This is a genomic window from Herbaspirillum lusitanum P6-12, from assembly GCF_000256565.1.
In the GTDB taxonomy this organism is placed as follows: Bacteria; Pseudomonadota; Gammaproteobacteria; order Burkholderiales; family Burkholderiaceae_D; genus Herbaspirillum; species Herbaspirillum lusitanum.
The window spans coordinates 1-555 of sequence record NZ_AJHH01000492.1; the positions used below are offsets into that span (position 1 = coordinate 1).

Annotated in this window: 1 protein-coding gene; it reads left to right on the top strand. The window is 60.7% G+C overall.

The features are described 5' to 3' along the window. The coding region (locus HLUSI_RS29125; protein ID WP_040503581.1) for a diguanylate cyclase domain-containing protein at nucleotides 1-555 on the top strand (555 nt) is incomplete at both ends.

A 555-nucleotide genomic window follows, 5' to 3' on the forward strand; every position in this document is an offset into this window, starting at 1 on the left:
CGCGGCGCTATCGCCGTGCGCGAGGGGCTGGGCCTGCAATTGAGCGAAGACGCGCTGGTCGAAGCCAGCCGCAGGCTGGCCGGCCTGATGCAGCACGACGCCACGCTGGCGCGTTTCGGCGACACCAGTTTCGCCATGGTGTTGCATGTGCCGGAGCAGGATCAGATCGCCATGGTGGTGCAGGAAATCATCGACATACTCGACTTGCCATATCACGTCGACGGACACGAAGGCGTTTATCTCGAATCGAACATAGGCGTAACCATTTATCCGAACGACGGCGACAACGGCGACGCCTTGCTGCAAGCCGCTGAAGTAGCCATGCACCGCGCCATGGAAAACGTCCTGGAGCGCTTCCAGTTCTACACGCCGGCGCTCAACAGCCAGGTCAGCCATCGCCTGCAGATGGCGTCGCAGCTGCGTCAGGCGGTGCAGAAGAAGGAAATGCTGCTGCATTACCAGCCACAGGTATCGCTGAAGAGCGGCGAGATCGTCGGCGTCGAAGCGCTGCTGCGCTGGCAGCATCGCGTATATTTGGTACATCGTCCAACTGTT